Source organism: Boseongicola sp., from assembly GCF_057460485.1.
In genome coordinates, this window is sequence record NZ_JBVCWP010000020.1 from 1 (window position 1) to 21773 (window position 21773).

General features: G+C 58.4%; 27 protein-coding genes. 10 read left to right on the forward strand and 17 right to left on the reverse strand.

Annotated features, from left to right (window positions below; all coding sequences use genetic code 11):
- The coding region (gene rpsD, locus AC221Y_RS04760) for a 30S ribosomal protein S4 (protein WP_486706869.1) at positions 1-459 on the forward strand (459 nt) is incomplete at its 5' end.
- Between the two features lie 108 nt (positions 460-567).
- Here rpsD and AC221Y_RS04765 read toward each other — a convergent pair.
- The 9 genes from AC221Y_RS04765 to AC221Y_RS04805 all read right to left on the reverse strand — a co-directional run bounded on the left by AC221Y_RS04765 (position 568) and on the right by AC221Y_RS04805 (position 8801).
- The gene (locus tag AC221Y_RS04765; RefSeq protein WP_486706870.1) at positions 568-2775 is read right to left on the reverse strand and encodes a 3-hydroxyacyl-CoA dehydrogenase NAD-binding domain-containing protein; all 2208 of its coding nucleotides are present in this window, start codon (positions 2773-2775) and stop codon (positions 568-570) included.
- 360 nt (positions 2776-3135) lie between these two features.
- A complete protein-coding gene (locus AC221Y_RS04770; RefSeq protein WP_299753726.1) occupies positions 3136-3333 on the reverse strand; it encodes a hypothetical protein in 198 nt (65 codons plus the stop codon).
- A 72-nt stretch (positions 3334-3405) separates the two neighbouring features.
- Positions 3406-4617 carry an acetyl-CoA C-acetyltransferase gene (locus AC221Y_RS04775; protein ID WP_299753725.1) on the reverse strand — a complete coding sequence of 404 codons (1212 nt, stop codon included), beginning with the start codon at positions 4615-4617 and terminating at the stop codon, positions 3406-3408.
- A 16-nt stretch (positions 4618-4633) separates the two neighbouring features.
- On the reverse strand, positions 4634-5269 hold the full coding sequence (locus AC221Y_RS04780; protein WP_299753724.1) for a glutathione S-transferase family protein: 636 nt from the start codon (positions 5267-5269) through the stop codon (positions 4634-4636).
- A gap of 37 nt (positions 5270-5306) precedes the next feature.
- Positions 5307-5822 carry a hypothetical protein gene (locus tag AC221Y_RS04785; protein ID WP_299753723.1) on the reverse strand — a complete coding sequence of 172 codons (516 nt, stop codon included), beginning with the start codon at positions 5820-5822 and terminating at the stop codon, positions 5307-5309.
- 2 nt (positions 5823-5824) lie between these two features.
- Positions 5825-6037, reverse strand: coding sequence for a hypothetical protein (locus tag AC221Y_RS04790; protein WP_299753722.1), 213 nt, complete (start codon positions 6035-6037; stop codon positions 5825-5827).
- Positions 6038-6051: 14 nt separating this feature from the next.
- The gene (locus AC221Y_RS04795; RefSeq protein ID WP_486706875.1) at positions 6052-7830 is read right to left on the reverse strand and encodes an acyl-CoA dehydrogenase C-terminal domain-containing protein; all 1779 of its coding nucleotides are present in this window, start codon (positions 7828-7830) and stop codon (positions 6052-6054) included.
- A gap of 28 nt (positions 7831-7858) precedes the next feature.
- Entirely contained in the window at positions 7859-8263 is a 405-nt protein-coding gene (locus tag AC221Y_RS04800; RefSeq protein ID WP_486706871.1) for a MerR family transcriptional regulator, read from the reverse strand.
- A 169-nt stretch (positions 8264-8432) separates the two neighbouring features.
- Positions 8433-8801, reverse strand: coding sequence for a MerR family DNA-binding protein (locus AC221Y_RS04805; RefSeq protein WP_299753720.1), 369 nt, complete (start codon positions 8799-8801; stop codon positions 8433-8435).
- 118 nt (positions 8802-8919) lie between these two features.
- On the opposite strand from AC221Y_RS04805, the gene AC221Y_RS04810 reads away from it, so the two are divergent.
- From AC221Y_RS04810 to AC221Y_RS04820, 3 genes are read left to right on the forward strand one after another with little or no spacing between them, the layout of a single operon-like run.
- Positions 8920-9360 (forward strand): PaaI family thioesterase, encoded by a 441-nt coding sequence (locus AC221Y_RS04810; protein ID WP_486706872.1) that lies wholly within the window; start codon positions 8920-8922, stop codon positions 9358-9360.
- Positions 9357-9872 carry a PaaI family thioesterase gene (locus AC221Y_RS04815; protein ID WP_299753718.1) on the forward strand — a complete coding sequence of 172 codons (516 nt, stop codon included), beginning with the start codon at positions 9357-9359 and terminating at the stop codon, positions 9870-9872. The genes AC221Y_RS04810 and AC221Y_RS04815 overlap by 4 nt, the downstream gene beginning before the upstream one ends.
- Positions 9869-11203 (forward strand): MATE family efflux transporter, encoded by a 1335-nt coding sequence (locus AC221Y_RS04820; RefSeq protein WP_299753717.1) that lies wholly within the window; start codon positions 9869-9871, stop codon positions 11201-11203. Before AC221Y_RS04815 ends, AC221Y_RS04820 begins: the two co-directional genes overlap by 4 nt.
- On the opposite strand, the gene arsC is transcribed toward AC221Y_RS04820, so the two are convergent.
- From arsC to AC221Y_RS04835, 3 genes are read right to left on the reverse strand one after another with little or no spacing between them, the layout of a single operon-like run.
- Positions 11200-11544: an arsenate reductase (glutaredoxin) gene (gene arsC / locus AC221Y_RS04825; RefSeq protein ID WP_299753716.1), complete on the reverse strand. Its 345-nt coding sequence runs from the start codon at positions 11542-11544 to the stop codon at positions 11200-11202. The two genes, AC221Y_RS04820 and arsC, sit on opposite strands and share 4 nt — an antisense overlap.
- The gene (locus tag AC221Y_RS04830; protein WP_299753715.1) at positions 11541-12587 is read right to left on the reverse strand and encodes a quinone-dependent dihydroorotate dehydrogenase; all 1047 of its coding nucleotides are present in this window, start codon (positions 12585-12587) and stop codon (positions 11541-11543) included. The genes arsC and AC221Y_RS04830 overlap by 4 nt, the downstream gene beginning before the upstream one ends.
- Positions 12584-12922, reverse strand: a complete 339-nt coding sequence (locus tag AC221Y_RS04835) for a DUF952 domain-containing protein (RefSeq protein WP_299753714.1) — start codon at positions 12920-12922, stop codon at positions 12584-12586. The genes AC221Y_RS04830 and AC221Y_RS04835 overlap by 4 nt, the downstream gene beginning before the upstream one ends.
- A 127-nt stretch (positions 12923-13049) precedes the next feature.
- On the opposite strand from AC221Y_RS04835, the gene AC221Y_RS04840 reads away from it, so the two are divergent.
- Positions 13050-14549, forward strand: coding sequence for a bifunctional metallophosphatase/5'-nucleotidase (locus AC221Y_RS04840; protein ID WP_299753713.1), 1500 nt, complete (start codon positions 13050-13052; stop codon positions 14547-14549).
- A gap of 65 nt (positions 14550-14614) precedes the next feature.
- On the forward strand, positions 14615-15274 hold the full coding sequence (locus tag AC221Y_RS04845; protein ID WP_299753712.1) for an SOS response-associated peptidase: 660 nt from the start codon (positions 14615-14617) through the stop codon (positions 15272-15274).
- Positions 15275-15488: 214 nt separating this feature from the next.
- On the opposite strand, the gene AC221Y_RS04850 is transcribed toward AC221Y_RS04845, so the two are convergent.
- On the reverse strand, positions 15489-16013 hold the full coding sequence (locus tag AC221Y_RS04850; RefSeq protein ID WP_299753711.1) for a Crp/Fnr family transcriptional regulator: 525 nt from the start codon (positions 16011-16013) through the stop codon (positions 15489-15491).
- A 68-nt stretch (positions 16014-16081) separates the two neighbouring features.
- Here AC221Y_RS04850 and AC221Y_RS04855 point away from each other — a divergent pair, with 68 nt between their 5' ends.
- Positions 16082-16642 (forward strand): hypothetical protein, encoded by a 561-nt coding sequence (locus tag AC221Y_RS04855; protein ID WP_299753710.1) that lies wholly within the window; start codon positions 16082-16084, stop codon positions 16640-16642.
- Positions 16643-16687: 45 nt separating this feature from the next.
- Here AC221Y_RS04855 and irrA read toward each other — a convergent pair whose 3' ends face one another.
- Entirely contained in the window at positions 16688-17104 is a 417-nt protein-coding gene (gene irrA, locus AC221Y_RS04860; RefSeq protein ID WP_299753730.1) for an iron response transcriptional regulator IrrA, read from the reverse strand.
- A gap of 187 nt (positions 17105-17291) precedes the next feature.
- On the opposite strand from irrA, the gene fabA reads away from it, so the two are divergent.
- The 3 genes from fabA to AC221Y_RS04875 are packed head-to-tail and all read left to right on the forward strand — an operon-like array spanning position 17292 to position 19845.
- Positions 17292-17801: a bifunctional 3-hydroxydecanoyl-ACP dehydratase/trans-2-decenoyl-ACP isomerase gene (fabA, locus tag AC221Y_RS04865; protein ID WP_299753709.1), complete on the forward strand. Its 510-nt coding sequence runs from the start codon at positions 17292-17294 to the stop codon at positions 17799-17801.
- 30 nt (positions 17802-17831) lie between these two features.
- Complete coding sequence (fabB, locus tag AC221Y_RS04870; protein WP_299753708.1) at positions 17832-19052, forward strand: beta-ketoacyl-ACP synthase I; 1221 nt, start codon at positions 17832-17834, stop codon at positions 19050-19052.
- Positions 19053-19056: 4 nt separating this feature from the next.
- Entirely contained in the window at positions 19057-19845 is a 789-nt protein-coding gene (locus tag AC221Y_RS04875; RefSeq protein WP_486706876.1) for an enoyl-ACP reductase FabI, read from the forward strand.
- A 77-nt stretch (positions 19846-19922) separates the two neighbouring features.
- Here the strand turns inward: AC221Y_RS04875 and AC221Y_RS04880 are convergent, their stop codons facing one another.
- The 3 genes from AC221Y_RS04880 to AC221Y_RS04890 all read right to left on the reverse strand — a co-directional run bounded on the left by AC221Y_RS04880 (position 19923) and on the right by AC221Y_RS04890 (position 21674).
- On the reverse strand, positions 19923-20258 hold the full coding sequence (locus tag AC221Y_RS04880; protein WP_486706873.1) for a transposase: 336 nt from the start codon (positions 20256-20258) through the stop codon (positions 19923-19925).
- 45 nt (positions 20259-20303) lie between these two features.
- Positions 20304-20444, reverse strand: coding sequence for a hypothetical protein (locus AC221Y_RS04885; RefSeq protein WP_299753707.1), 141 nt, complete (start codon positions 20442-20444; stop codon positions 20304-20306).
- Positions 20445-20723: 279 nt separating this feature from the next.
- Positions 20724-21674 carry an L-threonylcarbamoyladenylate synthase gene (locus tag AC221Y_RS04890; RefSeq protein ID WP_299753706.1) on the reverse strand — a complete coding sequence of 317 codons (951 nt, stop codon included), beginning with the start codon at positions 21672-21674 and terminating at the stop codon, positions 20724-20726.
- Between the last annotated feature and the right edge of the window lie 99 nt (positions 21675-21773).

Here is a 21773-nt window from a genome sequence, read left to right on the forward strand (position 1 = left end):
AAGCAGAAGCTGAAGGGCTATTACGGCGATCTGACTGAAAAGCAATTCAAGCGTATCTTCACCGAGGCTGCGCGTGTGCGGGGCGACACGGGCGAAAATCTAATCGGTCTTCTTGAGCGCCGTCTGGATGCGGTTGTGTACCGTGCGAAGTTCGTGCCGACTGTGTTTGCAGCCCGTCAGTTCGTGAACCACGGTCATGTTCTGGTGAACGGCAAGCGCGTCAATATACCGTCCTACCGCGTGAAGGAAGGTGATGTGATTGAAGTGCGTGAGCGTTCCAAGCAAATGGCATTGGTTCTGGAGGCCGCTGGTCTGCCCGAGCGTGATGTTCCGGATTATCTTGAAGTGGATCACTCGAAAATGACAGCGTCGTTCGTGCGCACACCGGGTCTTGGCGATGTGCCTTACCCAGTGTTGATGGAACCGAACCTGGTGATCGAATATTACGCTCAGAACTAAGGTTCTTCAGAGCGTTAAGACGAAGGAAGGCCGCCCAACCGGGCGGCCTTTTGTTTTATTTTCTGCCTCCCGCAGAGGTATTTTTGACGCGGTGAAGGGCTTGAACCCTCAGGCAGCTTTTGGTGAGGTTCCGCCACCGTAGCGGCCGTAGAAGGTGTCGCCTGCTTTCGCGATCTCGCGCAGGAGCGCTGGGGTTTTGAAGCGTGGGCCGTGGGTTGCTTCAAGCGCGTCACAGATCTCGACGGCTTTGGCAGCACCGATCATGTCGAGCCAAGAGAACGGGCCGCCAGACCAAGGGGCAAAGCCCCAGCCGAGGATCGCGCCGACGTCGCCTTCGCGGATGTCGGTGAGGACGCCATCCTCGAAGGATCGGACGGCTTCGAGCACTTGTGCCATCATCAAACGGTGCTGGACGTCGGCGAGATCGGGTTGATCGTTAAGAAGCGGGTATTTTTCGTTGAGACCATCCCATGTGCCTGCACGTCGGCCAGCCGCGTCATAGGCATAAAACCCGCCCTTGGCTTTGCGGCCCAGACGGCCTTCGGCTTCGAGCCAGAAGAGGACCTCGTCGGTGGTCTGGTCCGCGTAGGCGTCGCCGATCGCGGCCTTGGTGGCGCGGGCGATGGAAGCGTTGAGGGTGATTGTGGTGTCGTCGGTCAATTGCAGCGGCCCAAGGGGGAAGCCGAGCAGTTTGGCTGCATTTTCGATAAGCGCTGGTTCGACGCCTTCAGCCACCATGCGGATGCCTTCCTTGCCGTAGGGCAGGATGCAGCGGTTGGCGTAAAAGAAGCGAGCGTCGTTGACCACGATCGGGGTTTTGCGAATTTGGCGCACGAAATCGAGCGCTTTGGCGACGGCGCGATCACCGGTGCGCGCGCCCTTGATGATCTCGACCAACAGCATCTTGTCGACCGGCGAGAAAAAGTGGATGCCGATGAATTGCTCTGGTCGTGCGCTGGCCTTGGCCAACTCGGTGATCGGCAGGGTCGATGTGTTGGTGGCGAAGATCGCTGTGTCGCCGATGATCGGTTCGACCTTTTTGGTCATTTCGGCTTTGACGCGCGGATCCTCGAAGACGGCCTCGACGACCAGATCGCAGCCTTTCAGTGCTTGCAGATCGGTTGTCGATGTTATGCGGCCCAAGACCTGTACCTTCTTGTCCTCGGTGACTTTGCGGAGCTGGATGCCTTTGTCGAGGATGCCTTCTGCATAGCCCTTTCCGCGGTCGGCGGCGTCCTGTTCGCGGTCGATCAGTACGACGTCGATGCCGGCATTGGCCGAGACATAGGCGATGCCTGCACCCATCATGCCTGCGCCGAGAATACCGACCTTCTGTACTTTTTCATCCTCCACATCGGGGCGGTTTGCGCCTTTTTCCAGCGCCTCTTTGTTGAGGAAGAGGGAGCGGATCATGGCCGAAGATGTCGGGTCCATCAGGATCGAGGTGAACCAGCGGGCTTCGATTTTCAGGGCGGTGTCAAAGGGCACAAGCGCGCCTTCGTAGATTGATGACAGCAGGGCTTTTGCGGCGGGGTAGACGCCTTTGGTTTTGCCGTTGATCATCGCTGACGCGCCGACGAAGGTCATGAAACCTGCGGGGTGGTATGGTGCGCCGCCGGGCATTTTCCAGCCCTTTTGGTCCCAGGGTTTAACGATCTCGCCATTGGTCGCCGACAGAACCCAGGCTTTGGCACTTGCAAGGAGGTCTTCGGCGGGGACGACCTCGTCAATCAGTTGCGCGGATTTGGCTTTTTTGGGGTCGAGCATTTTGCCTTCGAGGAGGACAGGGGCCGCATTCATTGCGCCAACCATGCGGGAATAGCGTGTGGTGCCACCCGCGCCCGGGAAGAGTCCAACAAGGATTTCAGGCAGGCCGATTTTGCCTTTCGGAGTGTCGGCCATGAAGCGGCGATGGCACGCCAGCGCGATCTCGGTGCCGATCCCGGCGCAGAGGCCCGCAATAGCGCACGCTATTGGCTTGCCACCCTTATTGGTCTTCGGCTCCATCCCAGCGCGTTCAATTTTGCGCAGGATGCGGTGGCCGTTCATGATGAAGTCAAACAGGGCAGGTGCGGGGGTGTCGCCGCCTTCGGCTTTGATTGTGGCAAGCGTTTTGAGGTCCATTCCGCCGGCGAATGTGTCCTTGCCTGAGGTAATGACGATGCCCTTCACGGCTTCGTCTTCCAGACCTCTGTCGAGCAGGCCTTCGAAAGTCACGAAAGCTTCGCGTGTCAGCACGTTCATGGATTTTCCGGGCACATCCCAAGTGATGACCGCAACGCCGTCGTCGTGGAGGCTATATGTGAAATCAGACATCGGTGAATTCCTTTGTAGGCATGGGCAGACGGACGGCTGGCCATTCGGGGCGTGCGGTCTTTTGAGAGGTGGCAGTCGGAGTGCGGTGCGGTGTTCGTGCGGCCTTGAGAAGAGGGACCTTTTTCCAAAGGGGATAGAGATAGGGATCAGTTCGACGCTTTCGATCCGCAAGCGGTTTTAAACGTCCCATAGACAAAGATAGCGGGAGGTATTGACCGCCAAGGGCGCGTTCTTGGCGTCGTAAAACACGGAGTTGACCTTGCCCGGATACCGCGCGTTGCGCGTTTCGCTGACGTCTGGGACCTTGGCAGATATGGATGCTCCGCCAATTGCGGCGACATCGTCGCGCCGACTGCGAACCTAGGCTTTGGTCTCGCCGAGCGAATGGTCGATGCGGATGTGTCCATTGATGAGCAGCGAGCAGGGATAGAGATATATATCCGCAAGGCAGTCGAGTTTCCCCACCAGCAGCTTGGTGCTGTACCAGTCGAAAAACTCTCGAAAAGCGTCGATTTCCATCTGCGGCTTCTTGGTCGTATTGATCGACATCTCGTCCATTTGGTGCCGCCCATAGGCATATTTTATTCATGGGGGTACACCTTTGGATTGAAATCAACATAGTCTTAACGATCAGACGCGTTCGATGATTGTTGCGGCGCCCATGCCCGAGGCCACACAGAGCGTCGCAAGCCCAAGCGTTTTGTCGGTGCGCTCCATCTCGTCAAGGAGAGTACCGATGATAATTGCGCCGGACGCGCCAAGCGGGTGGCCCATAGCAATGGCTCCGCCGTTGACGTTCACTTTGGCGTGGTCGACGTCAAAGGCCTGCATGAAGCGCAGGACCACGGACGAGAACGCCTCGTTGACTTCAAAGAGATCGATGTCGCTGATGGCGATACCGCTGTCCTTCAGGATTTTCTGAGTGGCAGGGACCGGGCCGAGGAGCATGATCGTTGGATCGGTGCCGATTTTTGCGGTGGCGCGGATGATTGCGCGGGGTTTCAGGCCATGCGCTTCGCCGAATGCCTTCGATCCAATGAGGACACCCGCCGCGCCGTCAACGATGCCGGAAGAGTTGCCGGCGTGATGGATATGGTTGATCGTCTCAAGGTGCGGGTACTTCATTAAGGCAACGGCATCAAAGCCGGGCATGACCTCGCCCTGATCTTTGAAGGCGGGTTTTAGCGCGCCGAGGGCCTGCATGTCAGTTCCGGGGCGCATGTATTCGTCGCGTGCGAGGATGGGCAGGCCGTTCATGTCGTTGATGGCGATGATCGAGCGGTCAAAGCGGCCTGCGCCCCAAGCCTTCGCGGCGCGATTTTGGCTTTCCACGGCAAGCGCGTCCGCGTCATTGCGTGATATGCCGTATTGTGTGGCGATGATGTCGGCGGAGATGCCTTGTGGGACGAAATAGGTGTTCATGGCGATCGAGGGGTCAACGGCAATCGCCGCGCCGTCCGCGCCCATGGGAACACGGCTCATGCATTCGACGCCGCCAGCGATATAGCCTTCGCCCGCGCCGCCTTTAATCTGGTTGGCGGCGATGTTCACGGCTTCCATGCCTGAGGCGCAGAAGCGGTTAATCGAGAGACCCGGAATGCGTTCGTCCAGTTGAGAGGCAAGAACGGCAGTGCGCGCAAGGCAACCGCCTTGTTCCATGACTTGGGTGGCATTGCCCCAGATCACGTCTTCAACGGCGTGGCCTTCAAGATTATTGCGCGTTTTCAGGGCGTTCAGCATGTCGGCGGACAGCTTGACCGATGTCACTTCGTGCAAGCTTCCGTCGGCGCGACCTTTGCCGCGGGGCGAACGGACGGCGTCGAAGATATAAGCGTCGCGCATGGAGTTTTCCTTTATTTCAGGCCCGGTCGGCGGGGGAGCCGGGCATCAGGTCGTAGGGATGTTTCCATCCCGGCGTACCGGCGAGGCGGTCAAGCCATCGCGTGATATTGGGCCAGTCCGTGCGGTCAAATCCGAAGTGTTCCGGATAATAGAGATAACCGCAGCAGGAGAGATCTGCATTTGTGACGTTGCCGCCAACGATAAAGTCACGTGACGTGAGGTGCGCGTCGAGGACCCTATAGGCGGCTTTGAGGCGACCTTGGAGGAAGGTGATGACCTGCTCGGGGCGCTTTTCGGGCGCGAGGAAATTCATCATGAAGCGCGTTGTTCCGATTTGGCTGGACAGTTTGTGGTTGTCCCAGAGGACCCAGCGCAAGATTTCACGGGTCTCTTCTGGGGTGGTGCCGCCGAACTTGCCGGTTTTCTCGGTGATGTAGTGTTGGATGACGCCGGATTGAGTGAGGCGAATGTCGCCGTTGATCATCACCGGCGCTTCGCCCATCGGGTTTAACTCGGCGTACGCCGGGGCGCGGGTTGCGCCGTTGAAGAAGTCGACCCAGACCGGTTCCCAATTGAGGCCCGAAAGTTCAAGCGCAAGCGCAGCCTTGTAGCTGTTGCCGCTTTCGCCGAAGCAATGGAGTTCGATGGTCATGGCTGTGTGGTTCCAGTCTATTAATGCTATGGCCAGTTTATTCAGGCAGTGGAATGTCGGCGAATTCCGGATAGGCCGCGCGGAAGATGGTGTAGTGTTGATCCAGTTCGATCCGCATCAGATGCCATGTGTTGTCCAGATCGACCGCAAGCGTGAGAGTCTTGGCCTCGAGTACCGGGTTGTCGCCAACTGCGATCCGGGAGGTCGTTGGCAGGAAGGCATAGTTGGTTCCGGCGGTGGTGGTGCCGCTTGTCATTGTCTCGAAATCCATCAAAAAGTCTTCGACTTCTGCACTGCTCATGATCGTTGCCATTTGGGCAGTCACGGATGTGCGAATGGTTTCGGGCGAAAGCTTGGCTTGCGCTGAGATCAGGTCGATCACGCCCGGCGGGATCGCGGCGACGACGGCTTTGTAGTCGGCGGCTTGGAGGTCGGCGGCGTAGGCTTGAAGGGCTTGTTCAAGGCGAGTCTTGTCGCCTGCGTCGAAGGCCAGAGACGGAAGTGCGAGGCTTGTCGCAAGGATGGTTGCTGATAAGAATTTGATAAAGCGCATAATTATCTCTTTCTCGAATCTAGTTCAGCGTTAAACAATCGTAATCGCGTTGCGAGATTGTCGTGGTCCATCACCGAGTTGAAGTTCTCAAACAAGAAGCTCAGCGCCTCGCCTTCGTCCAGACCCGCCTCCGCCGAAAACTTTTTGAGGCGACGATAGCCGTCCTCGGTCATGGCGACGGGGAAGCGACGGGTCAGGCGAAGGCGTTTGGGCATGTTGGCTCCGGATCTTAGAAGTGGTCAGCCTCCAGCGTCATCACCGGATCGGCTCCGGATTGAATACGCGCAAGGTGAGTGGATGTCATCGGCAGTTGGCGTGCCATGTAGTAACGGCCGGTTTCAATCTTGGCGGTGTAGAACGCAGTGTCGGTCGCGCCGTCGTCCAATGCTACCTGCGCTGCTTTCGCCATTTTCGCCCACATCAGGCCGGTGACCACGTGGCCGAAGAGGTGCATGAAGTCGTAGCTTCCGGCAAGCGCGTTGTTTGGGTTTTTCAGGCCATCAGACATGAAGTACATAGCGGCGGTTTGCAGGTCTTTCGACGCGCCTTTGAGCGGGTCGAGGAACTGGGTTTTCAGTGTCTCGTTCCCCTCGTTTTCTTTGATGAAGCTTTTGACCATTTCAAAGAACGCCATGATCGTTTTTCCGCCATTCTGGCCAAGCTTGCGCCCCACAAGATCAAGCGACTGGATGCCGTTGGTGCCCTCGTAGATCATGGTGATACGGGCGTCGCGCACGAATTGCTCGAGGCCCCATTCCTTGGTGAAGCCGGACCCTCCGAGGGTTTGTTGGGCCAGGACGGTGGCCTCGAAGCCTTTGTCGGTGAGGAAGCCTTTCATCACTGGGATCAGAAGCGAGACCATCGCTTCGGCGTCTGCGTCGTCCATACGTTGGGACCGGTCGATCATTGATGCTCCCCAGTACACCAGTGCGCGGCCGCCCTCGGCGATTGATTTCTGATCGAGCAAATTTCGGCGCACGTCCGGGTGGACGATGATCGGATCGGCGGGGCCGTCGGGGTTTTTTGTCCCCGTCACGTCACGCCCCTGAAGGCGATCCTGGGCGAATCCAAGGGCGTTCTGGTAGGCGACTTCGGCCTGAGCGTAGCCCTGAAGCGCGACCGAGAGGCGCGCTTCGTTCATCATTGTGAACATCGCGCGCATGCCCTTGTGCATGTCGCCAAGAAGCCAGCCGGTCGCGCCGTCATAGTTCATCACACAGGTCGCGTTGCCGTGGATGCCCATTTTGGACTCGAGCCCGCCGCACGTAACGGTGTTCCTCTCGCCAAGGGAGCCGTCTTCGTTCACCATGAATTTCGGAACGACGAACAGCGAGATGCCTTTGACCCCGTCTGGACCGCCCGGGATTTTGGCGAGGACAAGATGGACGATGTTTTCGGCCAGATCGTTTTCGCCGCCTGAGATCCAGATTTTCTGGCCCGTGATCTTGTAGCTGCCATCATCTTCGGGGGCGGCCTTTGATCGGATAAGACCCAGATCGGTGCCGCAATGTGGTTCGGTCAGGTTCATCGTGCCGGTCCATTCGCCGGCGTAAAGCTTGGGTAGGTAGGTAGCTTTTTGCACGTCGGTGCCGTGGGCGTGCAGGGCGGACGCGGCGCCGTGGCTAAGGCCGACATACATCTGGAACGCCATATTGGCCGAAGAAAACAATTCGCCCGTGGCGGTGTTCAGAAGGTGGGGCATGCCCTGACCGCCGTATTCGGGGTCACAATCAAGGCCCATCCAGCCACCGTCCGCCATCGTGGCAAACGCTTCTTTGAAGCCCTTCGGTGTCCGTACAACGCCGTTTTCCAACGTGCAGCCTTCATCGTCGCCGACACTGTTAAGGGGCTGAAGGACGTTCGCGGCGATTTTGCCTGCCTCTTCAAGAACGGCACCGGTGAAGTCGGCATCAAGCTCGTCGTAGCCGGGGGTGTCGCTTTGCGAGACTTTCAGGACCTCGTGGAGGATGAACTGAATGTCTTTAACAGGCGGGATAAAGAAGGGCAGGTGCGGGGTCCTCCGGGTCGGGAAAGGGTTACTGGGCGGCGGCGCTTGACGAGGACGTCAACGAGGCGATGACCTGGTTGCCCCAGTCCATCTGTTGGCGAAGATCGTTGATGGCGACAGTCAACTCATCGCGCTGGCGGATCATGTCGCCGAGACGTTCCTGAGCCAGCTCATACGCACGTTGGATCTGCACAAGATTCTGGCCAGACGTGTCGTAAAGGTCGAGCAACTGCCGGATGTCTTCAAGGCTGAACCCAAAGCGTTTTCCGCGCAAGATGAGTTTGAGACGCGCACGTTCCCGGCGGGTATAGAGGCGGCGGGTGCCTTGGCGGAGCGGTGAAATAAGCTCTTTTGCCTCGTAAAACCGCAATGTGCGCGGCGTAACGTCGTAGGCCTCGCACATCTGGCGAATGGTCAAATAATGTTCTGTCACGGATCTCTCCAAAAGGTGGTCGGACCAAGTCGGGTAGGATGCAGACTTGCCCATGCAATGCCCTTCCCGCAAGTGACGTTGACGTTAACGTCAACAAAACGTTGCGTCACAGGGCAGATCTCCAGGTTCATTTGTTGTTTTAGGTGGTGCTGGCGAGAATAAACGGTGGCTACTCGAGAGACTTCAGGACGTCGGCGCGTGCTTTTCTGAGGTCCTTGATGGTGTTTGTCAGTGTTTCTAGCTCGGCGTCGAGCGTATTCAGCTGACGGTCGGCAAGACGGACGAACTCGCGGTACTGAGGCGAGGTCCCTTCCTTTTCGTAGATCAGAAGCCATTGGCGGATTTCTTCGAGGCTGAACCCCCATCGTCGGCCGCGCAGGATCAGGGTCATCCGGGCGATCTCGCGTGTGGCATAGAATCTGGATCGGCCTTCCTTTTCAGGGGCGAGCAGTTCGAGGTACTCGTAGTATCGCAAGGTGCGTGGCGTGACGTCGAAACGTGCGCACATTTCCTTGAAATTCAAGCGTTCTTCAGGCATGCGCCTTCTCCCTTGCCTGAGGATAGTCCCGCTTTGGTTGTTGATCAACGGCGACGATGGAGACTGTGCTTGCAACAACAACGCGGCGCTGGTTGATAGATTGCAGAACAGGAGGCGTGTGGTGTCAGAAGATCGCAGGGCGCAGATAGCGCGGCAGTTTATTGAAAGCATTCCGCATGCCCGTGCTTTGGGGATGTCTTTTGTCGAGATCGGCGAGGGCGTGGCGGAGATGTCGATGCCTTACGACACACGTCTGATCGGGGATCCGCAGACCGGCGTTGTGCATGGGGGTGCAATCTCGACGTTAATGGACACGTGCAGCGGCGCGGCTGTGATTGCGCATCCGGCGAACCCAGGCAGCACGGCGACCTTGGATCTGCGGATCGATTACATGCGGGCGGCGACGCCGGGGCAGGCGTTGGTTGCGCGGGCCGAGTGTTATCACATCACGCGGACGGTCGCGTTTGTGCGCGCTGTGGCGATGGATAATGACCGTGACAATCCGGTGGCCTCCGCGACGGGTGCGTTTACCGTCGACCCAGCGGGGCCGGGGTCATGAGGCAACGTCCAGAGCCGATGCAAGTTGTGAAAGAGCGGCGGGATCGCGCCTTGGCTACATTGGTGGCCGGTGTTCCTTATATCCAGTTCCTGAATATCACCTTTGATCGGCGCGGCGATGAGTTGACGTCGGTTTTGAATTTCGACGAGACGATTATCGGCAATCCGATGTTGCCTGCGATCCACGGCGGGGTGACGGCTGCGTTCCTTGAGACCACGGCGATCATTCAGCTGGGCTGGCAAGCGCTTTGGGAGGAGATCGAAGGGGGCCGGGTGGATGCGGATGCGCTTCAGCCGGAAACCTTGCCCCGTTTGCCGAAGACGATTGATTTCACGGTGGATTATTTACGTTCAGGGCTGCCGCGCGATGCCTACGCGCGTGCGACAGTGAATCGGTCGGGTCGGCGGTATGCGAGCGTGCATGTCGAGGCCTGGCAGGACAATCGTAGCCGGTTGTTTGCGCAGGCCACTGGGCATTTTCTTATGCCGTCAGACAGTGGATCGGCTGAGTGAGTGGGTCTGACACGGCCTCTGTGGCCAAGCCCATAACCCATGCCCGGGTGCTCGCGATTGCCTTGCCAATCGTAATATCAAACGCGACGGTTCCGATACTTGGGATCGTCGACACGGCGGTGGTTGGTCAGTTAGGCGACCCGGTTCCGATCGGGGCTGTGGGCATTGGTGCGATCATTCTGTCAGCGTTTTACTGGATATTCGGGTTTCTTCGGATGGGAACGGTCGGGCTGACCAGTCAGGCGCTGGGGGCGAATGATCAGGCCGAGGCGGATTCTTTGCTGAGCCGTGCGTTGCTGATCGGCTTGTCAGGTGGGGTGATCCTGATCCTGTTGCAGGTGTTTATTTTCGCAGGTGCGTTTCGGGTGTCCCCTGCTTCGGCAGCGGTTGAGACTTTGGCGCGTGATTATATGGAGGTCCGCATTTGGTCTGCTCCGGCGTCTATTGCGCTTTATGGGATCACTGGTTGGCTGATTGCGGCAGAGCGGACCAGCGCAGTGCTGGTTATTCAGGTCTGGATGAACGGGCTGAACATCGTTCTTGATTTCGCGTTTGTGCTGGAGCTTGGCTGGGGTGTGCAGGGCGTGGCGTTTGCGACGTTTCTGGCCGAATGGTCGGGCCTTGTCGTTGGGTTATGGTTTTGTCGTGACGCGTTTTTGCGTCCATTCTGGAAGCAATGGGCGCGGGTTCTTGATCGCGCACGCCTGATCCGGATGGCGGCCGTTAACCGGGACATTCTGATCCGGTCATTGTTATTGGAGGCGATCTTTGTGTCGTTTCTTTTTCTGGGTGCGGATTTTGGCGACGTGCCTTTGGCGGCGAACCAAATCCTGCTCCAGTTTCTGCATGTAACCGCCTTTGCCTTGGACGGGTTCGCCTTTGCGGCGGAAGCCTTGGTGGGCCAGGCAATGGGCGCGCGGTCTTTGGCGCGCCTGAGGCGCGGGGCTATTTTGACCAGCCTCTGGGGCGGCGGTGTGATGGTGTTGTTCGCGCTGGGCGTGGCGGTGTTCGGTCCGGCGGTGATTGATTTGATGACCACGTCCGAAGAAGTCCGGGTAAAGGCCCGCGAGTTCTTGCCTTGGATGGTGGCAGCCCCGGTTGTCGGGGTCGCGGCCTGGATGTTAGACGGGATATTTATTGGTGCGACGCGCACCGCTGACATGCGCAACATGATGGTTATATCAGCGCTGGTCTATGGCGCGGCGGCTTGGGCGTTGGTCCCGGTCTATGGCAATCATGGGCTTTGGGTGGCGCTGATCGTGTCGTTTGTAGCGAGGGCCGTTACATTGGGCGTGCGCTATCCTGCGCTGGAGCGCGCGGCGCGCGACTAAAGGATGTCGAGGACGGCTTCCGGAGGGCGTCCGAGCCGCGCTTTTCCTTTAGAAAATACGATGGGTCGTTCGATCAGGATCGGGTGGGTTGACATGGCCGCAATCAGGGCGTCGTTGTCGGTGACGCCCTTCAGCCCAAGATCTTTGAACAGCTTTTCGCCTGTGCGCAACAGCTCCGTTGCGGGGAGATCAAGCTGGGCGAGGGCCCCGCGGATTTCAACCTCGGTCGGCGGTGCCTGAAGGTAGTGGCGAACCTCGATTTGCGTGCCGTTCGCTTCGAGCAGGGCGAGCGTTTGGCGCGACTTAGAACACCGCGGATTGTGCCAGATCGTGACGGTCATGCGTAGTCCTTTGCGGACACGCCGACAGCGTCGCGGACGTTGGTAAAGCTGTCATGGGCCAGCATCTCGTCAAGGCCATGAACGATACGCGGGATCAGCGACATGCCGCAGAATACCATTGCGGTGTAAAGCTGGACGGCCGAAGCGCCGGCCCTTATTTTGGCGTAGGCGTCGGCCGCGGAAGTGATGCCGCCCACGCCGATCAGGGGAATATGACCGTTTGTTTCGAGGTAAAGGCGAGCAAGGACGCGGGTCGAGGGGGCGAAGAGAGGGCGGCCCGAGAGACCTCCTGCCTGGACCTTGTGCGCGTTCTGGAGGCCGTCGCGCGACAGTGTCGTGTTGGTGGCGATGATCGCGTCGACGCGTGTTTCTGCCGCCACTTGGGCGATTTCTGCAATTTCCGCGTCTGTTAGATCGGGCGCGATCTTGAGGAAGACGGGCGTCGTGCCTTTGATGTCCGTGACACCTGTCAGAAGCGCGCGCAGGGCCTCAGCTCCTTGCAGGTCGCGCAGTTTCTCGGTGTTGGGGGACGAGACATTGACGGTGGCAAAGTCGATGTGCGGCGCAGCAAGGCGCATGACTTCGACATAGTCGTGGGCGCGGTCCTTGCTGTCTTTGTTTGCGCCAAGGTTCAGGCCTACCGGTATGTCGTGTGGGCGGTTGGCTAGCCGTTGGGCGATCGCCTCAACACCTTCGTTGTTGAACCCGAAGCGGTTGATTGCAGCACTGTCTTCGGTTAGGCGAAATAGCCGTGGGCGTGGGTTGCCGGGTTGTGGGCGCGGGGTTGCGGCACCGACTTCGAGGAAGCCGAACCCAGCGCGCATGAGGGGGGCGATGGCCTCGGCGTTTTTGTCAAAACCGGCGGCAAGGCCCACGGGATTGGGCATTTTGAGGCCAGCGACTTCTGTGGCAAGCGCAGGCGACGTCGGCGGGCTGATATTAGGTGCAAACGGGGTCTTCAGGGCTTTCAGCGCGAGGCTGTGCGCCGTCTCGGGATCGAGCCATTGCAGGGCAGCGAGGCCGAGGCGTTCGATCGCACTCATTTGACGCCCTCGGGCAGGAGATGGCCGTCCGGTGTTTGTGGATAGGCGCGGGCCCAAAGCACGTCCGCAAGTCGCAATTTGCGATAAAGGTGCGGGAATAGCTGGCCACCACGGGAGGGTTCCCATCTCAGGTCATCGCCGAGGGTGTCGCCATCGAGCGCGAGCAGCAGCAGATCACCTGCATCTTTAAAATGCTTTTCGGCGGTCTCGACCACCTGAAATGCGGTAGAAAAGTGAATATAGCCGTCCGCGATGTCGATCGGGGCGCCGTCTGTGTCGCCCTGTACGTGCAGGGACTGCCACTCAGAAGGGCGGAATATCTTGAAAATGAGCATGGTCCGTCTCTGGCGCGCAGGATGCGTTCGGTCAAGGAACAATACGTGTGGCCGAGTCATCTTTTTTTGACACCGGCGCGCTATCGGGTCAGTGTTGAGATTGATTACGACAGGGGAGTTTACCAAAATGATCAAAAGATTGATGACCGGCGGTGCCATTCTGGCACTAAGCGCCGGGGCTGCGATGTCAGAAGATGTCAAAATTACCATTCTTGGCGTAGGAGATGTCTACGAATTTGATGCCGATGACGGGCGCGGCGGCTTTGCAAGATTAAACGCCGTCGCTAAGGCGGAGCGTGCTGCGAACCCAAATACGCTCTACGTATTTGACGGTGACATGCTTTCGCCTTCGCTTCTTTCTGGGTTCGACAAGGGGCAAAATACGATCGACCTCACTAATCTCGAACCATTCGACATTGCTGTTCCCGGCAACCACGAATTTGATTTCGGCGTTCAGAATTTCTACGACAAAGTAGAATCCTCGGTCTATCCGTGGGCTGCGATCAACATTACTCAGGCGGATGGATCTGCCTTGCCGGGTGTTGGCGGAGTTATGATGAAAGATTTGGGCGGCGTAATAGTTGCTCTTATCCCAGTCGCGCAAGACACCACGCCCGGCGTTTCCACAACTGATGATCTCGTCTTTACCTCAACGGTAGAAACCGGCATTGCCGCCGCCGAGCAAGCTCGTGAAGATGGTGCGGATCTTGTTGTTGGGGTGGTTCAAACCAACGTGGCCAATGACCGTTTGCTCATTGGGTCGAATGCGTTTGACGTCATCATGTCAGGTGATGACCATTCATATGGAACGTTTTACGACGGCCGTACGGCCTACGTGGAAACATCGATTGACGGACGATTTCTATCGCCGGTCGATTTGATGGTCACGATTTCGGAAGACGACGGAAAACGAAAAGTCGACTGGGTACCGATGTTTCGCTTCATCGATACGATGGACGTCGTGCCTGATCCTGAATCGCAAGCGATGGTTGATCAGTTCAACGCCAGCCTCGATGAAAGCTTGGATATCGTCATTGGCCGCACCGACGTTGCGATAGACTCACGAAGAAATACGGTTCGTGGAGAGGAATCTGCGATGGGCAACCTCGCAACGGATGCGTTGCGCGATGCGACCGGGGCAGATATCGCTATCGTCGGAGGGGGCGGCATCAGAGCCGATCGCACTTATGAACCAGGTGCCGAGTTGACGCGCCGTGATATCTTGAGCGAATTTCCCTTCGGCAACAAAACAGTTGTGACTGAAATACCAGGGTCTCAAGTGCTTGCAGCCATCGAAAACGGAGTTAGCCAAGTCGAAAATGGAGCAGGTCGCTTTCCACAGGTGTCTGGCATAGCTTTTGTGTATGACCCGACCGCTCCGGCAGGATCGCGGGTGGCCGAGATTACGGTCGGTGGTGCTCCGCTCGATACAAACAAGCTTTATACGGTGGCAACCAACAACTACATGCTGGCTGGAGGTGACGGTTACGGTGCACTTGGCGGGGGTCGGGTGCTGATCAACGCTGACGACGGAAACCGGGATGCCAATGACGTAATCAACTATGTCGAAAAAATTGGCGTGGTGATGGTGGGCGTCGAGGGCCGGATCAAGACTGTCGGACAGTGATGGCGGCGATAGCCAAATGAAACTAAAGGGCGCCCCGCTCGGAACAGGCGGGGCGCAGTATCACTATGTGCGGGCGATTTGCGATCACATTACCTGACGATGCGATGGCTTCATTGTTTGAAGCTGTTCCGGCGAATGATTTGCCCAACGTTCCCAACTACAATGTCTGTCCGACGGTTCAGGTGCACACCGTGACGTCTGAGGACGGCATCCGGCGGCTGCGGCCAATGCGTTGGGGGTTTCTGCCGCATTGGTACAAGTCTTTGACCGATGGGCCTTTGTTGATCAATGCGCGCTCGGAAACGATTGCCGAAAAGCCTGCCTTTCGTGCAGCGGCGCGCGATCGGCGGTGTCTTATTCCGGCGACTGGGTTTTACGAATGGACGAAAGACAGCGAGGGTAAACGCCTGCCATGGTATATCCATTCACGCGAGAGAGAAACGCTTGCGTTTGCAGGGGTTTGGCAGGTTTGGGAGAAGGGCGACGCGCTGCTGGTGACATGTGCGATTGTGACCACGCAGGCCAACCAGGCAGTGGCGGCGATCCATCACCGCATGCCGGTGATTTTGGGTCCCGAGGACTGGCCGTTGTGGCTGGGCGAGGCTGGAAAAGGTGCCGCGACTTTGATGACGTCCGCGCCGGAAGATGCTTTGGCGTATCACCGGGTGGACCAGGCGGTGAATTCAAACCGGGCGGCGGGGTCAGATCTGATTAAGCCGATCTGAGCGAGTTTTTGCAACGGCCGCCGCGGGGCGGTGTTGCGCAACACGCGCCAAAGGTTGATGCGGTAAAGCAAGGGGTTTGGCGCGGGATCGGCACGTCCGTATCACGTCGGAATTGCATCGGCGCGCCCTGTGGCGCGCGCATTCCGGACCACCACATGTGGTGACGGTGTTCAGGTTGGTATGGGTTTAGTTCATGGCCGTCATGGCGGGCCTGTCAGGAACTGCTTCGACGTCTGGCCAGCTCTCGGTAAAGTGCGGGTTGCGATACGCCGATTGCATCGGCCACACGAACCCAACCGCTTTCCTTTGGTGGGCCGTAAAGATCGAGCCAGGCGTCAAGGCGGTCCGCGACCCGGCGCAGGCGAAGGATCTCGATTCGGGCTCGCTGGGTCTGAACGTCACGCGCAAGAACTGACATCAGCCCAAGAGCTGCATCAGAAGAGGCCCTGAACGCATTCATGGCGACGTTGCGGGGAAGGGTGGCAATGGTTGTCGGGTATCGGGCGACGGCGTCGCAATGATAGGTATCGGCAAAGAGCGACGCCTCGGCAACGGCCATGCCATCGGTCGCAATATGAAGAGTGAGCGCGGTCCCGTCCGCCATTGACCTCTCCAGCGCGATCTCGCCGGAGCGTACCAGAAACATCGATTTCACAGGATCATCGCGCCGAAACAGCGTGTCGCCTTTAGCGAGGTCGCGTGGGGCTGCGTTGTCGTAAATGCTTCGCCAGTCTGACATGATAGATATCATACTGGATTGTCGGCGGGCCGGGTAGGCATGATGTCAACTTACCCAATGAGGTTCCTATGAAATCGATCCCGATAATTGCCCTTTCCATCCTGCTTGCGAGCGCAGGATTTGGATATTCTCAGATGAACCACGCCGATCATGGCGCGCAGAGCGAGATGGGCGCTCGCGGCGCCGGTTTGACTGAGGCGGGACAGGGGGCGTTTGCCGCCTTATCGGAGGCAGTCAGATTGCTGGAGGCCGATCCGGACACCGAGTGGTCGACGGTCGATGTTCGCGGATTGCGCGACCACCTTGTCGATATGGACCGCCTTGTGACCCATTCGGTGGTGCGCGAGGTAGTCTTGGAAGACGGGGTTCGTGCGGTAGCCGGAGGAGACGCCGCGACGCTTGCGACTTTGCGGCGGATGGTGCCGGCACATGCGGGCGAATTGGCGACGGATGATCGCTGGAGCGTGACGGTGTCAGACCAGGAAGATACGGTGGAACTGCTTGTCACAAGCGATGATCCCGCCGTTGCGGCACGGATCAGGGGATTGGGATTTTTCGGGTTGATGGCCAGTCAGGACCACCATCGTGCGCATCACTTACGGATGCTGCGCGGAGAAGACGCGCATTAGCACCGATTTCAGCGGCCGCAGGCTTTGGTCTTTGCTGGGGCTGCTTTAGCGCCGCCGGAGCCTGATCACCACGTCGACCTTTGAGACCTCGGTGCCCTCGGGCGCTTCGGGCAGGCGCAGGATTTCAAGCTGATCGGCAGGTGCGTCTGTCAGGCGCATTTCGTCTTCCCAGTAGAAGTGAGGATGGTCGTCGGTCCGTGTGTCGAAGTAGCTTTTCGATCCGTCCACGGTGACTTCCTGAACAAGGCCAGCATCGCAAAACGCGCGCAACGTGTTGTAGACAGTGGCCAAAGACACGGCGTCCTCGCTGGATTGCGAGGCGGCGTGGAGGCTTTCTGCAGTGACGTGACGGTCCTGCCCGTCGCCAACCAAAAGCGACGCCAAAGCGAGGCGTTGACGGGTCGGGCGCAGGTCAGCTTTTGCAAGCCAATCGGTGACGCGGGTTTGGGTTTCGGTATCCATCAGATCAAAATCACCTTGTTTGATTAGAATATAGGGTGTCATTGCACTTGGTTTCAATGTGAAATCCAGATGTTTTACACTGATGTCACATCCATCTCGGCACTTGCGCCACATTCCAAGGCTTTGATATGGGCGAGGAACTATGTGACAAAGTGAAATAAAGATAACGAGATAGGGGCGGGATGACATGAGTGGATATCCGACATCGTTCGACCGGGAAGGTCTTTTGGCATGTGCGCGCGGCGAGCTTTTCGGGCCTGGCAACGCGCAATTACCTGAACCTCCGATGTTGATGATGGATCGCATCACGGACATTTCCGGGGATGGCGGTGAGCACGGGAAAGGCCATGTGCGCGCTGAGTTTGATATATCGCCCGACCTTTGGTTCTTTGATTGTCACTTTCCGGGCAACCCGATTATGCCGGGCTGCCTTGGTCTTGATGGTCTGTGGCAGTTGACGGGCTTTAATCTTGGCTGGCGCGGCTGGCAGGGGCGCGGCTATGCGCTTGGAGTTGGCGAGGTAAAGCTGACCGGCATGGTGCGACCGGATCGCAAGATGCTGACCTACTACGTTGATTTCACCAAGGCTATACAGACCCGTCGTTTGACTATGGGGGTTGCTGATGGCCGGGTCGAGGCCGATGGAGAGACCATCTATCTGGTCAAAGATATGAAAGTCGCTTTGTCCGAAAACTAAGCGCAAACACTTCAAAGAAAAGGACCGCCCATGCGTCGTGTCGTTATCACCGGGATCGGGATTATCTCGCCCATCGGAAACTCTGCCTCTGAAGTCGAAGCCAGTCTGCGCGCTGGGAGATCGGGTGTCGTTGCGGCGCCGGAATATGCCGAGCATGGCTTTCGCAGTCAGATCCACGGCAAACCACAGATCGAATTGGCGGACCATATCGACAAGCGGCAATTGCGCTTTATGGGGCCGACGGCGGCTTATGCGTATCTGTCGATGGAGCAGGCGATTGCGGACAGCGGATTGACCGAGGCGGAGGTGTCGAACGAGCGTGCCGGTCTGGTGGCGGGGTCAGGCGGGCCGTCGACCTCGAACTTTTTCGCGGCCTTTGATGCGGTGATCAATAAGGGCGCGCCAAAGCGGATGGGGCCGTTCATGGTAACCCGTTGCATGTCATCGACCGTGTCGGCGTGCCTTGCCACACCGTTCAGGATTAAGGGCGTGAATTACTCGATCACGTCGGCCTGTTCGACTAGCGCACATTGCATTGGCAATGGAGCGGAACTGATCCAGATGGGCAAGCAGGATATTGTGTTTGCCGGCGGTGGCGAGGAACTGGACTGGACGTTGTCCTGTCTGTTCGACGCGATGGGCGCGATGTCATCGAAGTACAACGACACGCCGCAAAATGCGGCGCGGGCGTTTGACGCGACGCGCGATGGTTTCGTGATCGGCGGCGGCGGCGGCATGGTTGTGCTGGAGGAACTGGAGCACGCGAAAGCGCGTGGGGCCAAGATTTACGCCGAGGTCACCGGCTACGGCGCGACATCTGACGGCTACGACATGGTGGCGCCTTCGGGTGAGGGCGGCGAGCGATCGATGCGGCAGGCGATCTCGACAATAGGTGATCGCAAGGTTGACTACATCAACGCGCATGGCACATCGACGCCGGTGGGGGATATCACCGAGGTTGAGGCTGTCCGCCGGGTGTTTGGCGACGAGCACGCGCCGATTTCGTCAACGAAGTCGATGACGGGTCATTCGCTGGGGGCCACGGGCGTCCACGAGGCGATCTATTCGCTTTTGATGATGGAGGGCGGATTTATCGCGCCGTCGATCAATGTGACCGAGCTTGATCCGGCGCTGCGCCCCGAAGAGATCGTGACTGAAATGCGGAACGCTGATCTGGATACGGTTTTGTCGAACAGCTTTGGCTTTGGCGGAACGAATGCAACGCTCGCGTTGAGCAAATATCACGGGTGACATGATGCCGGGACTAATGACGGGCAAGCGCGGGTTGGTGATGGGGGTTGCGAACGAGCGATCTATTGCCTGGGGGATCGCGAAAGCGCTGGCTGGCGAGGGTGCAGAGTTGGCCTTCACCTATCAGGGCGAGGCATTCGGGAAACGATTGGAGCCATTGGCCGAAAGCGTGGGCTCGGACATTCTGGTAGATGTCGATGTGACGGATGACGCTTCGCTGGACGCGGCGTTTGGGGTGTTGGCGGAACGCTGGGACTCGCTGGATTTTCTGGTTCACTCGATTGCGTTTTCGGACAAAAACGAGCTAACGGGCCGGTTCATCAATACCTCGCGCGAGAACTTCAAAAACACGCTGGATATCTCGTGTTATTCTTTTGTCGACGTGGCGCGGCGTGCGCGGCCGATGATGGTGAACGGCGGGTCGATTATGACGCTGACGTATATGGGCTCGAACCGGGTGCAGCCGAATTACAATGTGATGGGTGTGGCCAAGGCGGCATTGGAATCGGCGGTGCGGTATCTCGCGAATGATCTGGGGCCGGAAGGCATTCGGGTAAACGCGATTTCTCCGGGACCGATGAAGACGCTGGCAGGTGCTGCGATTGGTGGCGCGCGTAAGACTTATAAGACGACAGAAATGAACGCGCCTATGCGGTCTAATGCGACACTTGAAGCTGTGGGCGGAACGGCTGTGTATCTTGCGTCCGATCAGGGGGCTTTCACCACAGGCGAGATTATCCGGGTTGATGGCGGATATCATATTCTGGGGATGATGCAGTCGGAGAACCTGTAGGCTTTTGCGTGTTTATAGGGGCGCTGCCCTTCGCGCCTTTCGGCGGTCATCCCAGAGTATCTTAAGTGATTTCGCGTTCAATTTGAGGCATATCCAGCAGTCTGAAGGTAGGTCCAGCACTGATGCGGACTGAACATGTCACAGATATCGCCGATGGCTTCAAAGAGTTGATCAAATGTCCTTGCCCCGACCCTGCGCAGATGCGCTTTCAGTTTAGAGAACGCCATTTCGATAGGGTCGAGGTTTGGGCTGTATGGTGGCAGAAACAGGACCCAGCGGCTCTTGTCTTGCAGGGGCTGAGCCGCCGCAACATTTAGGTGAGGCGCGAGGGTGTCGAGGATCACGACCGGGCGCGGTTTCAGAGCGGCTGTACGTTGGGTGCGACTGTAAGTTTCAAAGGCCAATCCGCCCATTCACTGCCCGGCAGTGCTTGTTTACATGCATGAAAAGGGCCCCCTTTAATAACCCACGGTGCGATCAGGCCATCTATCGTCAATCCGGCGATAAAGGTCTGGGTGTTCCATGATCTGAACGGTCCCGCCTTCCTCAGCGGAGCGCCGGAACCGATTGCGAATACCCATCGACAGGGCTTTGGTCATGTACTCCTCCTGCTGAAAAGGGTGGGGCACAAACATAACCGAAGGGGACCCCTCAAAGTCTCAAGTCAACAGCGAAACGCTTTGGCTTAGAGGAAAGACAATTTGACTGGCATTGTTCGTGCAGTACAGGCGGGAGCGCCGATCACCGCCCAAGGAGAAGGCAACTTCTCAAGAGGGTGCTAGGGGATAACCTTTGCGCCCTCGATTTTTCTTGGGGAAAGTACTCTCTGGGGAGCGCGAGGGGGCAGACAGCCCTTCGCGGTCAGGCGGTGCAAGCAGTCAATCGCGAGGTGTTGCTGCCCGGGTTAGGCGATCATTGATCGCGCGACCGAGGCCCGTTTCGGGAATGGGCGCCACGGCGATGGGTTTGCGCATTGCATCCGCCTTGTGGAGCAGTCGGAAGAGGTTTGCGGCGGCCTCGACAAGGTCTCCGGTCGGCGACAGCGAAAAGTCTCCCGCGATGGTTCCAAAGCCGATCAGAACTTCATCCGCACCCGCTGTTCGCGCATTCAGGCGCACGGCGGCCCCGGGGGCATAATGCGAGGCCAGTTGGCCCGGTGCGGTCAGGGCTGCGTCCGCAGCGGGGGGTCTCAGCATTGTGCCGAGACAGGCTTCGATTGCCTCTGCCGGGATGCCGCCAGCGCGCAGAAGAGTGGCGCCATTTGTGAAGCCGATGATCGTGCTTTCGACGCCGACGGGGCAGGGGCCGCCGTCGACGATAGCGTCTATCCGACCCATAAGGCCTGCTTTGACATGATCAGCTGTCGTGGGGGAGATGCGGCCCGACGGGTTGGCGGAAGGGGCCGCTATTGGGGTCTTCGCGGCTTTGAAAATGGCGGTTGCGACGTCTCCGGCGGGCATGCGTAGGGCGAGGTGGCCGCCTCCTGCGGTGACCAGTCTTGAGATGCCATTACCCGGTCTAAGGGGCAGGACCAGGGTCAGTGCTCCGGGCCAGAAAGCCTCGGCAAGGCAACGGGCCTCCGGGCTAAAGACGCACAGGCGTTCCGCTGTTTCGATGTCGGGGACATGAGCGATCAGCGGATTGAAGCTGGGCCGGCCTTTCGCAGCAAATATGCGCGCCACTGCTTTGTCGTTGGTTGCATCCGCACCGAGGCCGTAGACAGTTTCGGTTGGGAACGCCACAAGTTCGCCGCGGCCGAGTTTTTGGCCTGCCTCGGCAATCTCGGCGTCGCTGGTGCCGAGGATGCGTGTTTCTACTGTTTCGCTCATTTATCGCCTTTGTGACGCGGCGTTCGTGTTGTGGGCGCATGCTGCTTGCGCGCAGTGTTGCAGCGAGCCTGCGGACGCTTAGCGCCTAACAGGGAAATT